Origin of the sequence: Cohnella hashimotonis (assembly GCF_030014955.1) — a bacterium.
Classification (GTDB): Bacteria; Bacillota; Bacilli; order Paenibacillales; family Paenibacillaceae; genus Cohnella; species Cohnella hashimotonis.
In genome coordinates this window covers 877,803-896,008 of the sequence record NZ_JAGRPV010000001.1, presented here as the reverse complement: position 1 = coordinate 896,008, position 18,206 = coordinate 877,803, and the positions used below count along the sequence as shown (strand labels likewise).

The 18,206-nt window shown below is 61.3% G+C and carries 9 protein-coding genes; 5 read left to right on the top strand and 4 right to left on the bottom strand.

Annotated elements, in window-relative coordinates:
• Positions 1–4: 4 nt before the first annotated feature.
• The 3 genes from KB449_RS03540 to KB449_RS03530 all read right to left on the bottom strand — a co-directional run bounded on the left by KB449_RS03540 (position 5) and on the right by KB449_RS03530 (position 10,528).
• Entirely contained in the window at positions 5–7,849 is a 7,845-nt protein-coding gene (locus KB449_RS03540) for an S-layer homology domain-containing protein (protein ID WP_282907046.1), read from the bottom strand.
• 664 nt (positions 7,850–8,513) lie between these two features.
• The gene (gene hisJ / locus KB449_RS03535; RefSeq protein ID WP_282907045.1) at positions 8,514–9,353 is read right to left on the bottom strand and encodes a histidinol-phosphatase HisJ; all 840 of its coding nucleotides are present in this window, start codon (positions 9,351–9,353) and stop codon (positions 8,514–8,516) included.
• An 11-nt stretch (positions 9,354–9,364) separates the two neighbouring features.
• Positions 9,365–10,528 carry an iron-containing alcohol dehydrogenase gene (locus KB449_RS03530; protein WP_282907044.1) on the bottom strand — a complete coding sequence of 388 codons (1,164 nt, stop codon included), beginning with the start codon at positions 10,526–10,528 and terminating at the stop codon, positions 9,365–9,367.
• A 309-nt stretch (positions 10,529–10,837) separates the two neighbouring features.
• Here KB449_RS03530 and KB449_RS03525 point away from each other — a divergent pair, with 309 nt between their 5' ends.
• The 5 genes from KB449_RS03525 to KB449_RS03505 all read left to right on the top strand — a co-directional run bounded on the left by KB449_RS03525 (position 10,838) and on the right by KB449_RS03505 (position 15,495).
• Positions 10,838–11,125 carry a stalk domain-containing protein gene (locus tag KB449_RS03525; RefSeq protein WP_282907043.1) on the top strand — a complete coding sequence of 96 codons (288 nt, stop codon included), beginning with the start codon at positions 10,838–10,840 and terminating at the stop codon, positions 11,123–11,125.
• 204 nt (positions 11,126–11,329) lie between these two features.
• Complete coding sequence (locus KB449_RS03520) at positions 11,330–12,421, top strand: D-alanine--D-alanine ligase family protein (protein ID WP_282907042.1); 1,092 nt, start codon at positions 11,330–11,332, stop codon at positions 12,419–12,421.
• Positions 12,415–13,593 carry an alanine racemase gene (gene alr, locus KB449_RS03515; protein ID WP_282907041.1) on the top strand — a complete coding sequence of 393 codons (1,179 nt, stop codon included), beginning with the start codon at positions 12,415–12,417 and terminating at the stop codon, positions 13,591–13,593. Before KB449_RS03520 ends, alr begins: the two co-directional genes overlap by 7 nt.
• A complete protein-coding gene (locus KB449_RS03510) occupies positions 13,542–14,402 on the top strand; it encodes a D-alanyl-D-alanine carboxypeptidase family protein (RefSeq protein WP_282907040.1) in 861 nt (286 codons plus the stop codon). Before alr ends, KB449_RS03510 begins: the two co-directional genes overlap by 52 nt.
• Positions 14,392–15,495, top strand: coding sequence for an acyltransferase family protein (locus KB449_RS03505; protein ID WP_282907039.1), 1,104 nt, complete (start codon positions 14,392–14,394; stop codon positions 15,493–15,495). Before KB449_RS03510 ends, KB449_RS03505 begins: the two co-directional genes overlap by 11 nt.
• A 67-nt stretch (positions 15,496–15,562) precedes the next feature.
• Here the strand turns inward: KB449_RS03505 and KB449_RS03500 are convergent, their stop codons facing one another.
• Positions 15,563–18,172 carry a beta-mannosidase gene (locus KB449_RS03500; RefSeq protein ID WP_282907038.1) on the bottom strand — a complete coding sequence of 870 codons (2,610 nt, stop codon included), beginning with the start codon at positions 18,170–18,172 and terminating at the stop codon, positions 15,563–15,565.
• Positions 18,173–18,206 lie beyond the last annotated feature (34 nt).

Here is an 18,206-nt window from a genome sequence, read left to right as displayed (position 1 = left end):
TGTTTTATTTCATTTCGATCAGATTAAAGATTGCTTGCGCGGCTTCCGCGCGCGTTGCCGTGCCTTTCGGCGCAAACGTGCCGGCAGCGCGTCCCTTGAGCAAGCCAAGCGCGGTTGCCGTATCGACGTCGGCCTTCGCCCATGGGGCGATGCTGCCGTCGTCGGAGAATACGGCTGCTGCAACGCCAGATGTTGCTGCACTCGCGTGGAGCGTCTTGTAAGCCTTCACGAGCATCACGGCCATTTCTTCGCGCGTGATGCGTCGCTTCGGGTCAAAAATGTCCGCGCTTTTGCCGGATACGAGACCGGCATTCACTGCGATCGCGACATATTGGGCGTACCAGGCATTCGAAGCGACGTCCTTAAAGGAAATCGCGCCTGGTTCCGTCAGCCCGAGCGTCTCGACGAGCAGCTTGGTGAACTCGGCCCGGGTGACGGTGCGGCCCGGTTCGAACGTCGTATCCGTCACGCCGGAGACGATCTGCTTGGCCGCGAGCGAAGCGATCGCGCGGGACGCCCAGAACGTAGCGGTCACGTCGGCGAATGAACGCTTGACCTCCAGCACCGCGTATTTGCTGAAGTGACGGACATTGACGGTCCATACGCCGTTCGCGATCGTACCTCCGACATACTCCAGCTTGCCATCGTCGCTGATGTAGTACACGCCCGTAAAACCCGGATCCGTGGCGCCATTCGCTGCTAGGCTGAGCGTAATCGGCGTACTGAATTGACTCATCGTCGTCGTCGTGCCGTCAGAACCGTTTGCTTTTAAGCTGAATTCGTACGCTTCTCCCGCTAGCCTGATCGTGCTTCTGCCGTTTTGAGCGTTTTTCCCGATCGTCGCTTCCGTATCGAACGCGCTGACAGGGATCATTTGCAGCTCAATGCTCGCATCCGCGCGCGCGCCAGCCGGCAGTTGAGCCAGGAGCTGCGTCAGCAAGACGGATGGCAGTTGCACCGACAAGCCACCTTTGTTCAGTACAAGCGCGCTATTCCCGATCGCCGCCAGTGCGTCGGCGTTCAGCTTGACATCGGTCGTGCCTGCAGCCAGTTCCACGCTTGCCCGGCCGCTGTCCAGCTTGATGCTGTCTTTCGAAATCGTTACCGTACCGGCTGGCGTCGGTGTCGGCGTTGGCGATGGTGTCGGCGTCGATGACGACGGCGGCGGAGTCGATGTCGATGGCGGAGGCGTCGACGAAGTTTCCGTCTTCGCCGGCACAACCACGCTGATCTCGCCCGTGTCCGCTGTCGTTGCATCCGACGTGCGTGTGACCGTCAGAATCAGCTTCACCGTCGTCTCCGCTGCTGGCGGCACGATTTTGCCGTCCGTGCCGATGACCGCGGAGTCGCTGTTCTTAATCGCGACCGTAAATCCGCTCGGCACCATCGGTAGCACGAGCTGCGTCGCGTCCTTCACCGGCGCCGTAATGCTGGTGATACCGGCTGCGATTTCCGCCGCCGTCTTTTCGACCGGCGGCTCCTCGCTCTTCGCCGGCACGATCACGCTGATCTCGCCCGTGTCCGCTGTCGTCGCATCCGACGTGCGCGTGACCGTCAAGATCAGTTTCACCGTCGTCTCGGCAGCTGGCGGCACGATTTTGCCGTCCGTGCCGATGACCGCAGAGTCGCTGCTCTTGATCGCGACCGTAAATCCGCTTGGCACCGTCGGCAGCACGAGCTGCGTCGCATCCTTTTCAGGTGCCTCGATGCTTGTGATGTCGGCCGCGATCTCCGCCGCCGTCGCGTCCACCTTTTTAAGCTCCGTCGTATTCCGCACGCGAATCCGCAGGCCGCCGGAATACCCGCCGGACATGCCGACCGCTTCGAGCTTATCGCCGATCTGCAGAACCGGGAGCGGTCCGCTTTGATTGATGATATAACCGTCTGCGAACACGAGCACCGGTCCCGATCCGTCGTCGATGACGTAAGAGGTGTTGTCCGGAATTTCCGTTACCGCACCTGTCACTTTTACCAATCGTCCCTGGTTATCCGAAGATACTGAAGCCGCCGTCGACACCTGGGTTGGCTCCTTCGGCGCGCCTGCGCTCACCTTGACGACGCTCTTTTCGAAGCCGTCAAATTCGAGCTCGAGATTGTTCTCGAACACTTTGACGTGACCGTATACCCGAACGACGTCTCCAAGCTTCAGCGCATTTTCCGGAACCTCATTAAACGCCATGATGCCGCCGGTCGCGTCCTCCAGATAGAAGGCGTCAAAGAATACGCCTGCCGCGCTGGTTACGGTGCCTTGGACGACGACTTCCGAGCCTTCGGCAAGCTTGCGCGCATCGCCGATCGCAGTGACGATCGTCTCGCGGTGAGCAAGCCAGTTCATCGCGTTCATGGCGAGCTCGTTGTTTCCTTTATCGTTATAGCTCTCGTCCATCTGCTTGTCGTTAAATACGTTCATGCCCGAAACGATGATACGTCCGGCCCCGAGCTGCTCGCTCGCGACGGCCGGGATGACGGCGCCGCCGGTCAGATTCGCCGGTGCCGGCGAGGTCGACACGTTGTAAGTCGCCGTATCGGACTTCATCTGCGCCGAGATTTGGAACGTCGAGTCGTTGCCTCGCGCCAAAATCGTGACGGTATCGCTGCCCGCGAGCGGAACCTTGTTGCCTGCGCCGTCATTTTTGGCCAAGCTCGAGCCGCTGTAATACTCCAGCGTCGACACGAAGTCGGTCACGTAGCTGGCTACAGGCGCCGGGTGCAGGCGCACGGAATAGTTGGAGGTGAGCGGCGTGCCCCAGAAGTTGCCGTACGCCGTTTCGTCCGCGATACCGTCGTTGTTGATCAGAATCGACGAGCCGATCGCCGACAAGAGCGGGTTGAGGTTTTGGTTTGAGCCGCTGAAATTACTCTTGTCCGCGAGCCAGAGCGAGCCGCCGGCTTCGACGAACGCTTTGATTGCGTCGATCTCCGACGATCCGTAAGCCGAGGACGGATGCGAAATGTAGAGAATCGATACGCCGCCGAGCGCCGCGCTCGTAATTGCGTTCGCATTTTCAGCGACGGTATAGCCTTCAAGCCTCATCTGCTTGGTGAAGGATTTCAAGTTGTCCTTGTACGTGCCCGTATCCTTCGTCGTGTTTTCATTGTTTTTGGAAGCGTCGATTAAAATGGTTTTCCCGAGCGGAGCCTTGATGGACAAGGCTTTCTCGTAGGTGCTTAGCTCCTGATCCGCCGTCTTCAGCGTGACAATCAACTTGTGCTCGCCGACCGGCGGCGTTGCCCACACGACGCTTGCCGTCGCGGACTGGCTGCTCGCGAGCGCCTCGATCGAAGCCGTGCCGATGAGATGCTCGGCATCCTGCTTGTCCACATAGAACGTCGCCGTAATCCCCGAGACGTCCTCCGTGCCCTGATTGCTGAGGATCGCGTTCAGCGTGGCTGAATTGCCGCCGACGATCGCGCCGTCAGCTGCTTCTACGCTGCTTACTTTGACGGCGATCGGCACTTCTTCGGACCAGAACGGCGCCGAGTAGATCTGATCGCCGTCCGCTTGCGTCACGCGCACGATAAACCATTGCTGTCCGCCAGCCACCGTCACGGTCGGCTTCCAGTTAAACGAAGTCGAGGCCGAGGACGGCTTGTAAGTTTCGGCGATGGTGCCGCCGTTGGTGATCAGGTCGACCTTGGCGACATTGTCGTTGGTCGCCGTCGTCATATACGCGTAATGCGGGTCCGATTTGTCTTCCTGCACGTCGTCGCTGCCCGAGATGTCGAACGACAGCGTCTTGCTGTCCACGGTCGAACCCATATACCAGCCGTTCGCGGTCGCGTCCAGTTTGGCATTCGGGTCCTCCGTCATGTACACGCGCATTTTTTTCATGGCATCCATGAGCGAGTCCATCGTCAGATCCTTCGCGACGATAACCGTGCGCCGCTTCGTTTTGCCCCAGGTCGCATCATGATTGTCCTCGCCGTAGGTCGGCGCGATATGCCAGCCCTTGTCGAGCGCGCTGAAGTAGATGTCTTCCATGTTTGTGTAGGAGTACTTGCCCGAACCGTTGCCCACTTCGAACATGGTGAACAGCTTGTCCACTTTTTTATCGTAAGGCAGGAAGCTGTTGAATGCGCCCGTCGGCGCGTTCGCATGGTTGAACTGCGCAACGACGTCGTCGTACGTCAGCACCCAAGCGTAATATTGGCTCAAATTTTGATACTTGCCGCCGTCCTGTATCCGGTCGATGAAGTTCTCCGTGCCGAATACGTTGGAGTGTCCCCAAGTCGTCGAAGTCATCTCGAACGCCGGGAAAACGACGAATTCTCCGTCCTTCGTGTTATCCGCCGAGATCTGCTTCGTCAGCGCCCAGTCGGAGCCGCCCTTGCGCTCCGGCATGCCGCCGTGCGAGGCCGTATCCGCGTCCGTGCCGCGGATCGAAGCGTCGATGTCGTGCGAGTGGTCGGAGAAGGCGAACCAGTCGTAGCCGTAGTACTTGGCATCGTCCAGCGCCTGCTGCGGCGTGCCCGCGGCATCATGGGAAATATTCGTATGATTGTGCGTCGTGCCGTAATAATGATTGCCGCCGGTGAACCGCGCCTCGATGGTGAAGGTCCACTTTTTTACCGTGGTATTGCCGAGATTGTCCTTGACCGCAATCGCGACCTCGTGATCACCGATCGCCAGGTCCTGCGCCGAAGTCAGCGTCAGCTCGACGCTGCCGGGGTTAACGACCGCCGAAGACGTATAATCCGTTCCATCGATCTTCAGGCTGACGGTACCGGTCGCGATGCCGTTCGGATCGGACAGCGTAGCCGAGATAACGGGATGCTGGGTCTCGATCCTATCGCCTTCGGCCGGCTTCAGGTTCGTGACCGCAGGTCCGTCGAGGTCCTCGACTATATCGACGACGTAAGGCTCTGCCGCCGATCCGGAAGTGACGCTGTCGGCGCCGGATACCGCCTTGACGTAGAAGTACAGCTTGCCCGACTGCGGCACGTTCGCTTGCGTGATCTTGCCGTTGTAGCTCAGTTGGTCGGCCGTCGTCAGAGGCACGGACGTATAAGCGTCGCCCTCGGCGCCCTTGTAGAAAAGGGTAACGGCGTCAGCGAACTTGGCCATCGCGTCGAAGGACAGGTCCATCCCCGTGTAAAGCTTGGCGGGTGGCGTATACGCCAGCTGCAGCTCGCCCTTGATGTCCGCAATGCTACGCGGCAGCAGCTTGTAGCCGCTGTCGTACGGCGACACCAGATCCGACTGTGCCAAAATGCCCGTGAACGTGAAGGTCTCGTTCAGCGCGACGGCGGCAGCCGCGGAAATGCCCGTCGACTTGAGAAGCTGTACGACCGCCGTATTGCCCGCCGCATCTGTCACGGTCAGGCTGACGTCGGAATCAGAGATCGGGATGTTCGTGACTTTGCCTTTAAACGAGATCAGCTTGCCTTCAAGTGGCTCGGCCGTCGTGGCGGCATTGATCTTCGCCGCGTCGACTGAGACCGGCGCCGGGAGAACGTCGGCCCCGAGCGCTGCGGCGCTGTCGGCTAGCAGCTGCGTCGCGCCGCCGGCGAACGCGATCGTGCCGGTCACCTTGACCTTCGTGCCGAGCGCGACCGGCGCGGCGGGAGCGGCTGCGCCGATCACGTTTACTGCACCCTCTTCGTCCTGGATGTAGTAATGCGTCGGAGAGGCGCCGAGCACGCCGTTGCCCACCGTGACGACGCCCGTCAACTCGGCGTGCTCGCCCGTATGCACCGGGAGTCCGCGGCTGTCGACGATCTTCGCGTCGGCGATCGTCAGCGGGTCAGGCGTGTAGCCCGCAGCGTTGACCCGCGTATAGACGCTCTCGGTGCCGGCATAAGCGTGCGTGACATAAACGCTTTTCTCGCCGCCCGGATTCGTGACGGACAGGCTGAAGGCGCCGTCCGCGCCTGCAGTCGTGCTGCCCGCGGAAGAGAGAACGCCGCCGCTTAACGTATATGCGCGAACGGTGGAGCCGGCTACAACTGCGCCTGCCGCTCCCGCCAACCCGGTCGTGCCGTTGAAGACGATTTTATCCGCTGCAGGCTGGCCTTTATAGGCGCTGTTCTTTACGACAATCTCGGCCGGATTGGCCGCAGCCTTAGGCACCCACGTCGTGAAGTCTTTGGAAGCGTCCTTGGTGTAGCAAACGCCTGCGATGCCAAACGCCGCGCGCGGGTCCGTACATGCCGCCGACTTGCGGATGATGACGCCGTTTGCGATATCCGTCGCAATGAACGGCGCGCCCCAGTACATCGTCTTGCCCGCGAAGACCGAGTCCGCGTTGGCGTAGGCGAGCAGGTCGACCAGGTTGGCGTCCGTCGGGGTCGTGACCGCGACGCCGCTCTTCTGGATCAGGCCGATGACGCCGCCCGTGCCCGCCGAGCTGGCGCCGGAAGTGTTGAGGGTCGTCCCCGAAGTGGCATCGGAGTCTGCAGCAACCGGCAGCGCCGGCGCCGTAGCGCTGGTCGAAGTCGAGCCCATTACAAGGAAATAGCTATGCGCCTTGATCACGCCGCTGATCGGCATCTGATTGCTGGTCGCCGAGAAGCTCGAGGTGCCGGAAGAGGAGTAAGCTACGACCCAACCGGAGAGGTCGATGTCGCTGTCGGTGCGGTTATAAAGCTCGAAGAAACGATTTTTGAAAATACCCGCCCCACCGCCGTTCACCATAACCTGGCTGAACACGACATCGCCGGCATTAACCAGGGTCGAAGTCGAGCTGGTGCGGTTGACCGTTATGGCCGCACTGAGCAGCTTGCCCGCGGACTTGGCGACGATCGTCAGCTTCTCCGCAGTAAGTACGGGAGAAAATGTCAGTCCGAAAGAACCGTCCGAAGCGGCCGTCGTGTCGCCGACTGCCGTCGTGCCGTCGGCCAGGAGCGCGTAGACAGATGCGCCGGCGGATACGGCACCCGGAAGTCCCGTCACGGTCTTGTAATCTTTATAAGTAATCTTGGAGGAAACGGGAGTTGTCGTAACAGGAGCAGAAACGCTAACCTTGGCGCTCTCCGCTTTGCCTGCTTCAACGGCGGATACGAGCAGCGACGTCTTGCCCGACGAATTGTTCACCGTCATGCTGAATGCGCCGCTGCCGTCGGCCACCGTCGAATCGATCAGCGTAGTGGCGTCGGAGTATACGTATACCGAAGCATTCACGGACACAGCGCCCGCTGCGCCGGAGAGTGTCTGCAGATCTTCAGCGAGCGAGAGCTTGCCGGCAATAGGCGCGGCCGTCGTTTCGACCGGCGTTTCGCCGCCGCCCGAGATCGGGGTGCCGGAGACGACGATGTCGGCAATTCTGCCGTTGCCATTCGATTGCGCGACGGTTCCGCCGTTCACGGATACGCTTGTTGCGTTTACCCAGCGAATCTTCAGATCAGACTGATTGTCTGCCTCGGCGGGCAGAACCACTTCCCTAGCTTCAGAAGGCAGGGAACTGGTAACGGCGTAAACTTCCGAAGCGTCCTTGAATTCTCCGCCGTTCACGCTGTATTGGAGCTTAAAATCGCGCGGTCCGGTATTTGTCCCGTACTGCTTGGACGATACTGAGATACCTGAATAGCCCAACGTTTGGACGGAGGCTTCCCAATAACCCAGCGTCGGGGAAGACCAACCATCGGTGTAAAGCGTTGCCGAACTCGGCGTAGCCTGCCTACCTCCGCTTAACTGGAGAACGGCCCCACTGGCCAGTGTGCCGGAGGTCGCTTCAAAAGAAGACGCTTTGGGCGAGCCGGATGCAAAACTCCAGTTCCATGCGGCAATTTTAGCAGGGCCTGCGGCCGCGGCCGGCTGAACGCCAACCATTTGAACAAGCAGCGAGAACAGCATGATTAGGGCCATCGCGGCTGCCGGCCACTTTTTCGTATATCTGATGCGATTGGTCATGGGAGACCTCCTGAAATATTACGATTAGTTGCCATCGTTCGCGGGGATCAACTTGAAATAAATTCCTTCATCCGGTAAATTAAAAAAGACTTTGCGCGCAACAGGAAATAAACCCTGTCCAAGTGCGGGTCGACGAACCGTTATCCGAGCGCCTCGCCAAAAGCCATCGGGTAACGGTTTATTTACGATTCGTTGCGGTCATCGCAGCGCCCCTTTCAGCCATCAGCCGACATCGCTGATCAGATGCTTAAGCAAACAAGCCAAGGTGTGAACAAATGTAAAAACCAAAATGTTACATATGTTTTCCTTTCTTCAATATAGTTTATATACCTTTCACTTGTAAATAAGAGAATGGCGAAACAGGACAAAGTTTATCATTGTACGTCATTATACTTTACACATAGTTTACAAATGGTTTGAAAAACACATTACGGAAAGAAAAGGATTGGCGAACCCCCTATCGAATATTGTCCAACGGAGTTGCGATCAGCCAGCGTCTTATTCGAACTGCGACGCCATTTTGAACACTTATTTGCAAGAAGGCAGACCGTGCTAATGAAGTGGGATCGAGTAATGGCGTGAAATCTCGCTGCGAGGCGGAGTGTACGATATGAAAAAAGACGCGATCCAGTGGATTCGCGTCTTCTTCTGTTTCCCAGCTTTCTCAACGTGCGCCGCCCTGAGCGATCGCCCGCTCGAACCAATCCCAATCGGCGCCGACCTCAGCCGGCTTGTGCGTATCCGAACCGTACACCAGCTCGATGCCCTCGGCGATGCAGCGGTCGATGAGCCACTCCGGCACGTACGCCTCGCCGCAGGTGGGCTTGCGGAAGCCCGAAACGTTCACGTCCAGACCGACACCAGCAGCCTTCAGCTTGGGCAGCAGCGCCTCAAGCCGCGCCCGCGCCCGCTCCGCGTTCATCGGCGGCAGCTCGCGCTGGAACTTGCGGATCAGGTTGACGTGGCCGATGCGCCTGCGAATCGATCCGGGCAGCGTCGATGCCCAGGCGATCGCCCCTTCTACCGCATCGTAATAGGCTTCCGCTACCGCATCCATGGAGCCGTAGTGGTCCAGGAACGCGTCCGCGAAGTCCGTCGGCGTGAAGTCGATGCAGCGCATGCCGCCCTTGCCCGGCAAATAATGCACGGACACGACGATGTCCTCCAGCTCGCCGAGCCAAGGCGCGATCAGCCGGTCGGAATAGTCCGTCATGCCGGGCAGGTAGTCCATCTCGAGGCCGACGGCAACCTCGATGCGATCGGCGTAGCGCGCTTTGACAGCGGCTGCGTATGCCATATACTCAGGCAGCTCGCGCTCGGGCATTGCGAGCTCCGCCATCAGCTTCGGATCGTCCACGTACCGGTCCGGCAGCGGCGGATGCTCGCTCAGCGTGTATCTGGCGAAGCCCAGCTCGATCGCCCGGTCCAGGTAGGCCTCCGATTCCGCCGGACTGCCATGATAACAAAATTTCGTATGCGTATGTCCGTCCCACTTCAACGCCATGCCGAAGCCTCCTACAGACTCATCTCGAGAATTCGTTTCACGTCCGCCTTCTCGAGCTTCTTGAAGGAGCCGATCGGTCCGAACTGCACCGCTTCGTCCGCCATGCGATCCAGCTGTTCGGCGCCGATGCCGAGCTCGCCGAGCGTAGCCGGCGCGCCGATGCGCGTGAAGTAGTCGCGGGTCGCCTGAATGCCGGCGAGCGCGAGCTCCTCCGACGACTTGCCGGCCGGATCGATGCCCCATACGCGCTCGGCGAACTGGGCGAATCGCTCGGGCTTGGCATCGTACACGTACTTCATCCAGTTCGGGAAAATGATCGCGAGACCCGCGCCGTGCGCGATGTCGTAAATGGCGCTGACCTCGTGCTCGATGCCGTGGGTCGCCCAGTCGGTGACGACACCGTTAGGCAATGTGCCGTTCAGCGCATAAGTGCCTGCCAGCAGCAGGTTCGCGCGCGCCTCGTAGTCTTCGCCGTTGGCGAGCGCCTTCTCGCCGTTCTCGATGACCGTCAGCAGAACGGACTCCGCGAAGCGGGATTGAAGCGGCACGCCGTCGGTCAGCGTGAAGTACTGCTCGAACACGTGCGACATGATATCCACGATGCCGTTCACGGTCTGGTCCCGCGGCACCGAGTAGGTCAGCTGCGGATCCAGAATGGAGAAACGAGGATAGACCAGCTTGCTCCCCAAACCGCGCTTCTGCTTGGTCTCCCAATTGGAGATGACGGCATTGCCGTTCATCTCGGAGCCCGTCGCCGCCAGCGTCAGCACCGTGCCGAGCGGCAGCGCGTCCTCGATCCTGGCCTTGCCGATCGTGAAGTCCCACGGATCGCCCGCGTACTTCGCGCCCGCCGCCACCGCCTTGGCCGCGTCGATGACGCTGCCGCCGCCGACGGCGAGGATGAATTCGATCCCTTCGGCGCGGACGATATCGACGCCTTTATGTACCGTGGACAGGCGCGGATTGGGCTCGACGCCCGGCAGCTCATGCACGGTCGCGCCGATCGCCGCGAGCTCGGACAGCACGCGGTCGTATAGCCCCGACTTTTTGATGCTGCCGCCGCCGTAGACGAGCAGAATTTTTTTCCCGTAAGGCTCGACCAGCGATCCCAGCTTCGAGACCGTATCCTTGCCGAACACCAGCTTCGTGGGGTTGTACAATTCAAAATTGTTCATGGAGCGGCAAACCTCCGATAGCGATTGAATTCGGGGCGGCTTGAATGCTTCAAGACGCGGCCACCTCCCTATTATACAGCTTGCATGCGCAACGAATCCAACGAAGGTCAACCGCGAAGAGACCGAGCGACGCCGACAGCGAATGCCGACAGTTCCAATGACGCAAACGGCGTACGCTGCGGATCAAATGACCTTGACTTCGACTGCCGCTGCAGAGCGTCTCCCGATCTCTGTATCCGTCGCGGGCGGATCGGAACACGGCCTCGCAATGCGAAGCGACGGCACCGTCGCGGGATGCCCTACACGAGCGTGTTTAAGGCGCTTGGCTTCGAGGTCCGATCGTCCGTATCCAAGCCGGATCCGAAACATTACAACGCGACCTACACGACGTGGACGTTCTCGCGCCAAGGCAAGACGCTCTCGATCAGAGCCTCGGATCCGGTTGAGGCATACGTCGACGGAAAACTTGTCCGGGACGTGCCCTCACTCCGCTGGGCGGCCGATTCGACTCAATTTCCACTTGACTATATCTGCAGCGTCTTCGGCATTCGGGCGAATTGGGATCGCTCCAGCGGCAAGGCGACCCTGCAAGGCTAAAGCCATCGCTACTATAGAAGGGACCCGTAGGGCTTACTCTCCGACGGGTTTCTTCGTGCTGCGCTCGCACCCGTATTCGCCGCCCCTGCCCCCGTATTCAAACAATCTTAAGCAATCCTTAAACTTTCGTTTCAACCTTTTTAAAAGTTAGCGGTTATCTTGTAATCAACGAAGACAAATCGCGAACCGGAGGTAACCCGAACGATGAAAACCAAATTGTACGTCGTGTACGGCGGCAAATCCGTCGAGCACGACATCTCACTCAAAACCGCCCGCACCGTCCTCGGCGCGGTCGACGAATCCAAATTCGAGCTGCATCCCATCTATATCGCGAGGGACGGACGCTGGTGCGCGCCGGACGCGCAAGGTCTCGCAGGCGCCGAAGCGGCGGAGCGACTCGTCGCCGAGCCGGCGCACGACAGCGAAGCCGCCTCCATCGGCGATATTCTGCTTCGCAAGCTGGCGCTGCCCGGCAAAAAGGTCGTCCTGCCGCTCATCCACGGCTCCAACGGGGAGGACGGGACGCTCCAGGGGCTGCTGGAGATGCTGAACGTGCCTTACGTGGGAAACGGCGTACTCGCCGCGGCGCTGACGCTGGACAAGGCGATGTCGAAGCTGACGCTGGCGCAAGCCGGCATTCGGCAGGTCGAACACCGCGCCGTCCTACGCGAACAATGGCTGGCGGACGAGCGGGGCTGCATCGCGTGGCTGGAGGATACGATCGGCTACCCTTGCTATGTCAAGCCGGCATCGCTTGGCTCGAGCATCGGCATCAACCGCTGCGAGAACCGCGGCGAACTGACGGCCGGCATCGCGGAGGCGTTGCAGTACGACGCCAAGCTGGTCGTCGAGCGGGAGCTTCCCGGACGGGAGATTCAGGTCGCCGTCATGGGCAATGAGGAGCCGATCGCTTCGCTGCCGGGCGAGTTCATACACGACAACCGCTTCTTCGACTTTGCGTCGAAATATTCCGATCCGCGGCTGCAAATGTCCATTCCGGCCGAGATCGGCGAAGCGCTGATCGGACAAGTCCGGGCACTCGCCCTGCAGGCGTACCGGACGCTTGGCTGCGAGGGTCTCGCCCGGGTGGACTTTTTCCTGGACCGGGACGGGCTGCTGTACTTGAACGAGATCAACGCGCTGCCCGGCTTCACGTCCGCCAGCATGTATCCGGTCATGTGGGAAAAAACGGACGGTACGACGTACGCCAAGCTGATCGAGCGGCTGATCGACTACGCGTTCACCCGTCACGAAGCCAGGCAGTCGCTCAGTTATGAGAGGCTGGCCCCATGTTAAGGGAGACTTGGGCGGAGATTGATCCCCGGCGGATCGCGGACAATCTGCGCGCCGTTCGAGGCACGCTGCCCGCGGGCGTCAAGCTGATGGCCGTCGTCAAGGCGAACGGCTACGGCCACGGCGATCTGGAAGCGGCCGAAGCGGCAAGGCAGGCGGGAGCGGATTATTTGGCCGTGGCTTTTCTCGAGGAGGCGCTGCGGCTGCGGGCGGGAGGCGTACGGCTCCCGATCCTGATTCTGACGCCGATCCGGCCGGACCAGGTCGACCTGGCGATGGAACGGGATCTGACGCTGACGGTCACCGGCGCGGACTGGTTCCGGGAGCTGCGGAGGCGTTCGCCAACGCTTGCCGGACGCAAGCTGCGCGTGCACGTCAAAGCCGACACCGGGCTTGGCCGGATCGGCTTCCGAACGGAGGCGGAATGGGATGCGCTCGTCCCGTGGCTCGCCGCGCCGGATATCGACGTCGACGGCTTCTATACGCACTTTGCGACCGCTGGACAAGCTGACACGGCCTACCTGAAGCGGCAGGCCCGCCGGTTCGCGGAGCTGATGACGCGATGCAAGGCGAGCGGCATCGCCGTTCGGCACTACCACTGCGCCGGCAGCGTCGCCGCCCTGCGGTTCCCGGGTCTTGCGCTCGACATGGTGCGGATCGGCGCCGCCATGTACGGCTTTTATCCGTCCCGGCTGACGCCGCCCGTGCCGCTTAAGCCTGCGCTTAGCCTGCACAGCACGCTGATGCAAATCAAGCGCGTTCGGCAGGGCGAGTATATCGGGTACGACAACGCCTACCGCGCCGAGTCCGACGAATGGATCGGCACCGCGCCGATCGGCTACGCGGACGGCTGGTCGCAGCGGATGCGAGGCGCCCCTGTCCTCGTGCGCGGACAGCGCGCCGTGATCGTCGGCCGAATCTCCATGGATCAGCTGATGCTTCGGCTGCCCGGTCCCTGCGCGCCGGGAGACCGTGTGACGCTGATCGGACGCCAGGGCGGCGAGCGCGTCACGTTCGCCGAGCTGGCCGCCCATATCGACGGCGCGGCCCAGGAGATCACGACGTCGCTGACGGACCGCTTGGCCAAGGTTTACGCGAATTCAAAGAAGGAGGCTGAATACGCATGGGACAACGCCTATTTTCAACCGCAGCGGCGGGAGCCGACCGTGATCTGAGCACGCTTCGCACGATCCGCGTCGCTCCATCCGCCATCCATGAGGGACATCTCATCCTGGTCAACCAGACGCATCCCGTGCGGGAGCCGTTCCCGGCGGACAGGCTGTCGGCGCTGGACGATTATCCCGCGATGCGCGCGCGCTCGCCGGGCATGCTGCTGGAAGCGACGGCGCTCTCTCGTTTGGCGGAGCTGCTCGCAGCTTGCGGCGGGGCGTCCGACATCGTGGCCGTGAGCGGGTATCGGTCGGCCGACGAACAGACCGAAATTTATGAATCGTCGCTGCGGGAAAACGGACCTCGGTATACGGCCGCCTATGTCGCCCTGCCCGGCTGCAGCGAGCATCAGACGGGCCTTGCCATCGACGTCGGGCTGGCGGGCGGCGGCGAGCTCGACTTCATCGCGCCCGATTTTCCGGACAGCGGCGTCTGTCTCGACTTCAAACGGCTCGCCGCGCAGTTCGGCTTCGTCCAGCGCTATCGCGCGGGCAAGGAAGCCGTCACCGGCATCGCCTGCGAGCCGTGGCATTTCCGCTACGTCGGAACCCCGCACGCCGAGATCATGGAGCAAGAGAATCTGTGCCTCGAGGAATACGTCGAGCGGCTGCGCTCCTTCGCGTTCGACGGCGAGCGGCTGTTGGCGGAGGAGGAACGCGAGCGCGTCGAGATCTATTATGTACCCGTCGGCCCGGGCGCTTCTGCGGACGTGCCGATCCCGGCCTGCGATTATTACCGCCTGTCCGGCGACAACGCGGGCGGCATTATCGTGACGGCTTCAACCGGCAAAAGGCGGCGGTCCTTTGTCGGCTAAACTCGCCAGACCGGCTAAAACGGCTAAAACGGATTATCTCGGCCTGTCCTGGCTCAAATTCATAGCCGCCCTGCTCGTCATCGCCAACCATACGGGTCCGCTCGCCCGCTTCGGTCCGTCCGCCGACTTTTTGATCGACGGCGCGCTCACGAGAATCGCCGTGCCGATCTTTTTCATGACCTCCGGCTTCTTCTACTTTCGCAAGCTGACGGGCGACCCGCTAGCCGACCGTCGCCATCTTCTGCGCTATCTCGGCAGCATCGCCAAACTGTATGCCATCGCCATTCTGCTCTATGTGCCGCTCAACGTATACAATGGCTACTTCTCCTCCCCCAAGTTCGGCACGCTTGACTTGCTGCGGGATCTGGTGTTCGACGGTACCTTCTACCACCTCTGGTACTTGCCTGCGCTGATGATCGGCATCGCCATGCTGCACGGACTGTACCGCGCGCTGAAGCCGGCCGCCGTCATGATCGTCGCCTTCTTACTGTACGCCGTCGGACTGCTCGGCGACAGCTACTACGGCTTGATCGCGGGCAGCGGCGTCCTGACGGGATGGTATAGCGCAATGTTCCACGTCTTCGACTATACGCGCAACGGGCTGTTCTTCGCGCCAGTCTATCTGGCGCTCGGCGCGTTCGTTGCCCGAAGCGAGAAGCAGCGTCCGAGCCGTCCGGCCTTGCATGCCGTGCTTTTTCTCGTCTCGCTGTCCGCAATGCTGGCGGAGGCGCTCTGGCTGCGCGAAGGCGGCATCCCCCGGCAAGACAGCATGTATATTTTCGCGGTACCGGCCGCCTATTTTCTGCTGCTGCTGGCGCTCCCTTACAAAGGACCGGCGAACCGGACGCTGCGGGAGGGACGGGCGTGGATCTACGTGCTGCATCCGCTCGCCATCGTGCTCGTGCGGGGCGCCGCCAAGACGACGGGGCTGCAGCCGTGGCTGATCGGCAACAGCCTTGTTCACTTCGTCGCCGTCTGCTTGCTGTCCGTCGCGCTCGCGGCCGTCGCCGTCCGCCTCCCTTCCCTTCGAACGATTCGGACCGTCTGGCGTCCTCGCGCCAAAGTAGCCGGATCGGCATCGACCCGGCACTAATACTATCGCGCAATCGTACACGGTAGCTCGTCTCTTTTAGCGAGAGCTTGGGTGTTTCGGGTAAAAATCAGTTCCAGGCGATCAGCTCGATCGCCGGCTCTTCGTCTCCCTGCTCACCGGCATATACTGCAGCCTCCAAGCTGCGGTATTCGATCGTTTTGCGCTCCCCTGGCAGCAGGTCGAAGTAATTGTCCGAAAAGACGTATGCGCCATGTAAATGAACGGCTTTGGCATAGCGGTCCGCCGCGACGGTCACGCTGCCGGCTTCAGGCCCGCCCGCGCGGGATTCGATCCGCAAGCCCGATGGCGCGAGCTTCATCTCCGCCGGAAGTCCCGCGAAATAGATGCAGCGATCGCTGCCGAATTCACCGGCGATATCCATGACCAGCACATGACGATGATCCAGCAAAGCGTCCAGCTCTTCTGCCGGAATCCCGGCTGCTACAGCCGAAACGCCCGCTTCCACCGCAAAGTCGAACGTCCTGGACCAGACCTCGGCGTCTTCGGCGGAGCTGTCAAGCTTCAGCGCGCGCAGCGTCCCCGTTCCCCGGATCTCTTCGGGCTTGTCGCTGCACACCCAACAATCGTACGTCCCGGTTGCCGCGTCTTTTTCGATCGAAGCGATTACCGGCCGCGCCGCCTGTTTGAAGCCGTAATACCCGCCCTTCGGGTACCCGTAGTAATCCACCAGGCTCCAGCCGCTCGCCGGCCAGCAATCGTTGTACATCCAGAACAGGAGACCGCCCGCATAATGCCGGTTGCGCCTGTAAGCCTCCACGGTCAGCCGGGTAAGCTCGTGCTGGACGAACGACATGCGGCGGATCTGGTCGGGCGTCGACGCGGCGGGCGGGGTAAGCTTGTCGGCCAGCGTCGCGAGCGCACGGAAGAGCGAGAAGTCCTTCAGACCCGGGTGATTCTTCGTGTGGTATTCGATCATGTCGTACGACGGATCGGCTAGATCCTCGTCGTTCATCATCCGCTGCAGCGTATGAACCTCCGGCGTGCCGAACATCGGAAACTCCGGACAGAATCGACTTAACAGGCCGGCAAAGTAGGAGCGGTAGTGGCGCAAATCCGTATTGCGGAAAACATCGAACATCTCAAACAGCGCCCCCGTATAGTGCGCAGTGCCGATCGTAAACGAATTGTTGGTGCTGCCGCCGTAAGGGCTCGTGGGTTGAAACGGCCTGGACGGATCCAGATCCGCGCACAGCCTGCCCGTGATCCGCTCGGCGATGCCCCGCCCCGGATAACCCGGGTCTTCCTCGCCTGCGAACATGCCGTTCTCGTTGTCCCCGTTCCACCAGACGAGACTGGGGTGATTCCGCAGCGCGCGAATCGCGCCCTCGACCTCGGCGGTCAGCGATGCCGTCCACTCCCGGTCCGACTCAGGGTACGTCCCGCATGCCATCATGAAGTCCTGAACGACGACGATGCCGAGCCGGTCGCACCAATCCCAGAACGGCTCCGGCTCGTAGATGCCGCCGCCCCAACAGCGGAGCATCGTCATGCCGGCATCGCGGGCGAGCCGGAGCAGGTGCTCGTAGCGCGAATCCGGTACGCGCGACGGGAAGGGATCGCAAGGCACCCAGTTCGCTCCCTTGCAAAAGACGGGAACGCCGTTGACCAGCAGACGGAAACCGCTGCCGGGGCGGTCGCCGTTCGCCTCCCAGGCCATACCGTCCGGATTGTCGGCGTTCGTATCCCCTATCATGACTTGCGAGCGAATCTTTTCGGTCATCCGCGCCTCTGCACTTCCCGCCCGGTCCGCGAGCTGCTCGATGCGCACCGTCCGGATGCCGAACGCGCGAGAACGCTCATCGAGCAATCCCGACTTGTCGTACAGCTTTGCGACGAGCGTATACAGCGGCTGGCCGCCGTATCCTGCCGGCCACCACAGCTCCGGCTCCGTCAGATCGGCCGTCAGCTCCAGCTTGCCGCCGTTCAGCCGGCGCTCGGCCTGCCAGACGATACCGCCGGACGGACCCTCAATCGCAAGCGACAGCCGCAGCGGCTCTTCGGCGCGGATGCTCGTCTCGACCGCTACTGCAAGGGACGCGCCTCGCGTGTCCACAGCCTTCGTGTACACGAAAAGGTCCTTGATCGCCGCCACGTCTTCGAACACGAGACGGACGGGCCGCCATATGCCGTAGCTGACGAGGCGCCCTACCCAGTCCCAGCCGAAAGTGCATTGCATGCGCCTGACGAACAGCCGCTCGTTCGTGAAGGCTGCGCCGAGACCGGCGTACGACTTGCCCGCAAGCCCTTCCGCGACCGTCCGGAACCTCACCACGAGCTCGTTCGTGCCCTCCTGCAGCAGCCCCGACACGTCGAAGCGGTAGCGGACGAACATGTTGTCGGTCCGGGCGAGCCGGATGCCGTTCAACTCGATCTCCGCGTACGTATCCAGCCCTTCGAATTCCAGCAGGGGACGTCCCGGCTCCAATCGCTCAAGCTCGAACGTCCGGCTGTACGTCCACCGCCAATGCTCCACCCACTGGCAATCGTCCGCCTGCTTGCGGTAACCCGGATCCGCGATCAGGCCCGCCGCGAGCAGATCCTGGTGCACATGACCGGGAATCTGCGCATCGATCGCGACACTCGCTTCCTTTCCCGAAGGGTCTATGCCTTCGCCTTTCAGCTGCCAAGCGCCTGTCAACTCTATCGATCTTCTCATTTGCAATCTTCCTCCCCAAAAGAGGATGCTCACC